The 5,811-nt window shown below is 58.5% G+C and carries 4 protein-coding genes; all 4 read right to left on the bottom strand.

All coding sequences use genetic code 11. From position 1 onward, the window contains the following. Positions 1-284: 284 nt before the first annotated feature. Genes ACH2EH_RS05395 through ACH2EH_RS05380 form a run of 4 tightly spaced genes read right to left on the bottom strand, consistent with a single transcriptional unit; the run spans position 285 to position 5,675 of the window. Positions 285-2,249 carry a hypothetical protein gene (locus ACH2EH_RS05395; protein WP_395139668.1) on the bottom strand — a complete coding sequence of 655 codons (1,965 nt, stop codon included), beginning with the start codon at positions 2,247-2,249 and terminating at the stop codon, positions 285-287. Positions 2,250-2,273: 24 nt separating this feature from the next. Beyond that, on the bottom strand, positions 2,274-4,118 hold the full coding sequence (mutL, locus tag ACH2EH_RS05390) for a DNA mismatch repair endonuclease MutL (RefSeq protein ID WP_395139666.1): 1,845 nt from the start codon (positions 4,116-4,118) through the stop codon (positions 2,274-2,276). Positions 4,119-4,146: 28 nt separating this feature from the next. Further along, positions 4,147-4,878: a hypothetical protein gene (locus tag ACH2EH_RS05385; RefSeq protein ID WP_395139664.1), complete on the bottom strand. Its 732-nt coding sequence runs from the start codon at positions 4,876-4,878 to the stop codon at positions 4,147-4,149. Between the two features lie 41 nt (positions 4,879-4,919). After that, complete coding sequence (locus ACH2EH_RS05380) at positions 4,920-5,675, bottom strand: N-acetylmuramoyl-L-alanine amidase (protein ID WP_395139662.1); 756 nt, start codon at positions 5,673-5,675, stop codon at positions 4,920-4,922. Positions 5,676-5,811 lie beyond the last annotated feature (136 nt).

Here is a 5,811-nt window from a genome sequence, read left to right as displayed (position 1 = left end):
ATCCCAGCACTACTGCACTTGCTACTACAGCACTTAGAAAATTACGAGAAATTTGCATCTATTTTTACCTCTTCTTACAAACAAAACTGAGAGCGATCTGCTGTTTGGCACGCTTTTTGCATGCTCTTACTTTTAGTACTCTACCCATGGGATTATACCCCATTAGGGAGACTGTTAAACCTGTTGACGATCAACACTTTGACAATGATATTGTCAAAGGCCTCTGTCGCGTCCTTACCACTCTACCAATCCTCTCCCTATCTGTCAAGCGTTTTTGTCAATGTTTAGGATTTTACGATCAAATTAATGGGATAGTTGGAGCCCGAGAGCGGTAGCGTTCGGACGGGGACGACTTTTCTTGCTCCCGGCGCAAGGCGGAAGGTGGCTAGAGTTGTCTCGGTGGGCATGTTGGTGCGGGGAATCTCTACGCGTTTACCATCGATCAAGAAAACGGCTCCCGCCATGCCACCGGCGGGCTCGAAGATTAGCTTGATATCTGCGGGAGCGCCTGTGGGATTTTCCAGTGTGAGCTGGATGTCGTAGAAGACCCCGTAGTTGCCCTCTAGGGCTTGGGTGGGATCCGTGGCCGCAATGGGAGAGCGCCCTACAGAGAAGAATCCCCAGCGCCCTCCGACACTGTGCTTGGCTGTCAGGCTAATGCTGGGCTTGGGATAGACATGGGGCGACTGGCGGTCGGTGTCACGGAGCTGGGATTGCATGCTCTCTGTCAGAGGGGTGGCACGTAGGATGTCTGGTATTGTCGTCGGTGAGTTGGGCGTGTCGGCACCCACGCGCACCAGAGGCGCAGTCCCCGAGATTAGGCGTAGCTGAAATAGTCCGGAAATGGTTAGGTCATTGGGGAGCCGGATCGCTTGGAAAGCCACGCGGCTGTGCGCGGGAACCTCCACCACCATCCCTGAGTCGCTCTGGTAGGCACTGAAAAAATCCGACGTGGCGCGATAGCCTACCCAGACCGTATCCCGCACGGGGCCCGCGTCCGCCCCCAGTACCTGAACCCGTGCGGGGGTATCACCGTCGTTGACGAGCTCGGCGACAAACCAGAGGTTCTGCCCCGTGTTATTCCAGTGGTGGTAAAGAAGCCTTGCGGTGCCCATGCTGAGGCGTGCGACATAGAGAGTCTGGGCGGCAGTGATCCGCTCGGGGTTGTTGGAGAAGAATAGGGCATTGGTCTCCGCCTTGGGGAGACTCCGAGACACGACAGGTATCTTCAGGGTCTGATGCACGGGGAGCATCTCAGGTCCAGAGATACTGACGTTGATAGGAACGGCAAGCGATTTCCCCGATGCGGGAGGTGGCACGGAGTCGGGATCCGTCTCGATCCTGAAACTCGCTCCCGAGAGGGGCTGAACCGCTGAGCGAGCACTGGCAAGCACCAGTTTCGCAATTTTCTCCCCGCCGACACCGGTGCCCGTAAGGACAACGGGTTGAGGAGGAAGCAGAGTGGCGGCATAGGGCTGCACTGCCACGGTGAGCTTATCGCTGGCACCTTCGCGGGAAACCACTAAGATATCGCGCCCCACTGACTTGCCTAGCAGTGTGATGGTGTTGTTTGACATGTTCACGCTGGCTTCCACAGGGCTGCCCAGACCGCTCTGACGCTGGATTGTCACGAGGCCACGGGCCGCCCCAGAGAACTTGAGAGTGCGCTTCTCCATCCAGGGGACGATCTGCCCCGTATCGCTGACGGTGATACCGGGGATGGCTAGGGCACGGCGCAATGAGGAAGCCCAGTTTTCGACGAGCAGTGAGGGCTTGGCGAGATGTAGCGCTTTTGCTTCCGCGGGACTGGCTGTGGCTAGCACCTTGCCGCTGGCGATCAGGCGCGCTTCTGTCTCAATTTCGTAGGTGACGTTGACATTTTGCTTGACACGAACCGGGACATCTATTTTCACACGCCGTCGTTTTTTATTCACGCGTCGTGTCACAGTACGCTTCACCATCCTGGTGATGGTTCGTACTTCGGTGCGGTGGCGTGTCTCGGTTTCGATATCAACACGCACCGCACCAGGCTCCAGGCCCGCACGGGTGAGCTCACTCAGGCGCTCCGCACTCAGCCGGACACGCTCAGTGGGCATGATGCCCCCAACCGCGCTACGGGTACGCAGGACAACCACGTCGTTGACCCGTAGCTCTGTGCCTTTTACTTCAACACGGGGAGTCCATGTTGGCTGGGCGATGGCAGGAAGGACCGCGCAGGCAGCCAGGACGATAAAACCAAGTTTTAGCATAACATTTAGTGGCCCCAAATCCGATTAGTGGGGGCCAATCCGATGGAACTTCCGGTCCATCTCATGGTGCGAGAGAGCCAGGAGGATCGGGCGACCGTGCGGACAGGTGAAGGGATTGCGCATCTGGGCAAGATCGGCTAGCAAGCGCGTCATTTCGTCCATGGTCAGTGGGTCGCCTTTCTTGACTGCCATTTTACACGATGCCATGATAATTGCCGACTCATGGGCCACCAATAAACGTCGCGCAACACTGGTCTGGGTAAGATCCTCGATAATTTCTTTGAGTATCTCTAGGTAGGGCTTATCGGCGACACGGGCGGGGACGGCACGAACCATGAAAGTCTCGCCCCCAAAAGGCTCCAGAACAAATCCCGATCTCTCCAGAGCGCCGAGTCGCTCTCGCACTACCCGTGCATCAGCAGGGGAGAGTTCCAGAGTCTGAGGAACCGCGAGATGCTGCGTCACGACGCCCCAGGCACTGTCGGTCGCGCCGTTCATCATCTGCTCGTAGAGCACGCGCTCGTGGGCGATGTGCTGGTCAATGAGCAAGAGGGCATCGTCGGTCTCGGCAATAATATAGGTGTTGCGCGACTGCCCCAGTACCCGAAGCCGCCCGATTCTGTAGCCGTCGAAGCCGATATAGGCGCTTGGTTGCTCAAACCCAGATTGCCCTCCCCCCGGGTTGGGTGTGGAAGAGGGAGCGGGATCGGAGCTTCCTAGATTCACGTAGTTCGAGAGGCTGGTGCGTAGCGGTGGCGCAAGGCGCTCGCTACCGCGCTCCCCCATACCAGGCATGGCGAGCGTCGTTGGCATTGCCAGCTCAGGGAGAGACGCCTGAACGGTGACTTCTGGCACCAGCCCGCCCGTGAGAAGCGCACTCTCGACGGCACGACTAATCGCGGCGTAGACCTCGCCGTCGCGGGTGAAGCGCACTTCGGTTTTGGCGGGATGGACATTGACATCCACCAGCTCCGGGGAGATCTCCACGAAGAGCGCGACGACTGGGTGGCGCTCCGTGGTCATGAGCCTGGAGAATGCGGCGTCGAAGGCGTGCTGAACCGTACGGCTGCGCACATGGCGGCCATTGACGAAAAATGCCTGCGCACTGCGTGTTGCTTTACTGACACTAGGCTTACTCACCGAGCCGCGTACTGTGAGGCCGGGCGACTCGTAGAGCAGCGGCACCATCTCGCGTGCCACATCGCGGCCATAGACCGTCGCAAGTGCCTGACGCGGGTCGGCGGAGCCCGGGTAGGCGATCAGCTCGTGGCCGTCGTGGGTGAGCCGGAACCCAACGCGATGGTAGGCAAGAATCAGCCGATGCAGAAAGTCTGTGGCATGATTAAGCTCCGTTTGGGTGGTTTTGAGAAACTTCAAGCGTGCCGGAACACAGAAAAATAAGTTCTCCACCGTGATCTGAGTGCCATCGGGCGCGGCAGCATCCCGGATCTCGGCCAGCTCGCCCGCACGAACAATAATCTCGGTGCCCGTCTCGTCCTGAGGGCGCTTGGTGAGAATGCGAAAGTCCGAGACCGACGCAATCGAGGGGAGCGCCTCCCCGCGAAAGCCCAGGGTGTGGATGGAGAAAAGATCGTCGGCGGAGCGAATCTTGCTGGTGGCGTGGCGCTGGAGCGCGAGAACGGCATCGGTGCGGCTCATTCCCGCGCCATTGTCTCGCACGACGATCTTATTTTTGCCACCCTCAAAAAGTTCCACCTCGATCCGGCTCGCTCCGGCGTCTAGGCTATTCTCGACCAGCTCCTTAACGACCGATGATGGCCGCTCCACCACCTCACCCGCCGCGATCTGGTTGGCCGTGTTATCGTCGAGCAGACGAACTATCGAGTCATCGTTTTCTTCGTCCGGCACGGGGACTAGTATACCCTGCCCGGGTGGTTTACTTTTTGGTCGAGATCATCACATTGAGCGGCGCAAAGAGTAGTGTGACTGAAGTTGAGAGTGTTTGCGCCGGGGCACGCAGGGGGCCGCTGGTAGACCATGCTCCCGTCACTGACTGGAAAAACACACTGCCATGCTCCCGTATACCCGTGAGCTGGACGGTAGAAGCCCCTGCTAGAGCCGCCAGAGACTTTGCACTCTCCAGTCCATTTCTCACTGCGAGGGACAGAAGCGGCTTCAGAGCGACTGTCTGCGCTCTATTGGAGAGGCTAAAGACGAAGCTTGAGGAAATTTCTAGGCCCTCCAGGGCTTTACGTACTTCCGCTGCCGTGGCGCTCCCAAAGAGGACTTCGCCTTTATCATTGATTTGTAGCGCGACTGTTTCTATCATCGGGAAAAAACCTGTCATTCCTATTCCTGCCTTCACCCAGACGGTCTCTACGGTAAACGTGAGCCCAAAAGGGCGTAGGGCGTCGGCAACTTCCTGCCGCTTCTTTTGCTGTGCCGCTTCTGAGTCGCTTTGTGTGCTCTGAAATCCCCTACCTTGTATCTGTAGTTGTAACACGAGATAACAGGTATCCGCACGCAGGCTTGTGCTTCCTTTACCCGTAATGACCAGACCATGCATGTCTTGGGACGTGGAGGGGATCGCCGCCGCGATGGGGTCTTGGTGGGCAGTCGTTGGGAGCGCGAGTGAGGCGAGACAGGCAAGAGCTAACAGCGTTTTCATGGAGTCTGGTAACGTGGATGCATAGACTTTCGTGACAGTCCTCAGATGATCTTTGCTTTTTTGCAGGCCACAATTGCCGCTGCCAAAATCCGTGCGACCCGCCAGCGCCACTTGGGATCGAGGGCTTTTTTTCGATCGGCGGTGTTGGTGATCGTCGCGAGCTCCACCAGGGTTTTCTGGCGCACGGGGTTGAACTCGGGGTTTAGGACACCTAGGTCGTTGGGGCGCGGCTGGGGGCGACGGTTACCGCTCAGGCTAGCGGCGGCGAAGCGGCGAGTGATCTCGCGGACAAGGGTGCAGGCGTGGTTCTCACGGATGTCCCACATCGCAAAGCCGCCGTGGTCGCTGGGGTTCGCCGAGACATCAAAATGTAGAGCCAGAAAGATGACATGCGGGTGTTTCTGTTTCCAGGCGCGAGCAGCAACGGTGGCACGAGCGTGGAGATACTCGGGGATTTCGCGGCCCGCATTGAGGCGCTGACCATTCGGGAGAGTGGCATCGCGAGGAAGAAGGAGCGCGGGCTCGGGCTTGCCCGAGATCGGCTTGCGACGTAGTGCGGCACTGCGCGCCGTGAAGCGCACTTCCGCCCCCAGTGGCTTGAGCACTTCCGCGAGCGTGGCCGCCATCCGATAACTGAGTGCGGCCTCATAGACTCCCTCCCGGCTGGCTCCTGGGTCGGTGCCGCCATGACCGGGATCAATCACGACAACCACGCCCCGCAGCGTACGCGCCGCTCGTGTCGCCTTGGTTTTTGAGGGAGAGACCGTTTTCTTTTTCGGGGGAGTGGCCTTGCGCATCGGTTTGTAGTGGAGTAAAGGTTAAGGATAGTAAAGCGTGATTTTACCCGGCATCGGCGCAGTGTGCTTGTCCGTGGACTGAGGGACTGAGGAGGCGTAGATGTCGGGAGGGTATAAACAGTTGTTTGACTACTGG

It is taken from the genome of Armatimonas sp. (assembly GCF_043760365.1).
Lineage (GTDB): Bacteria > Armatimonadota > Armatimonadia > Armatimonadales > Armatimonadaceae > Armatimonas.
Note: the sequence above shows the minus strand (reverse complement) of the source record. Positions and strands in the feature narration are given on the sequence as shown.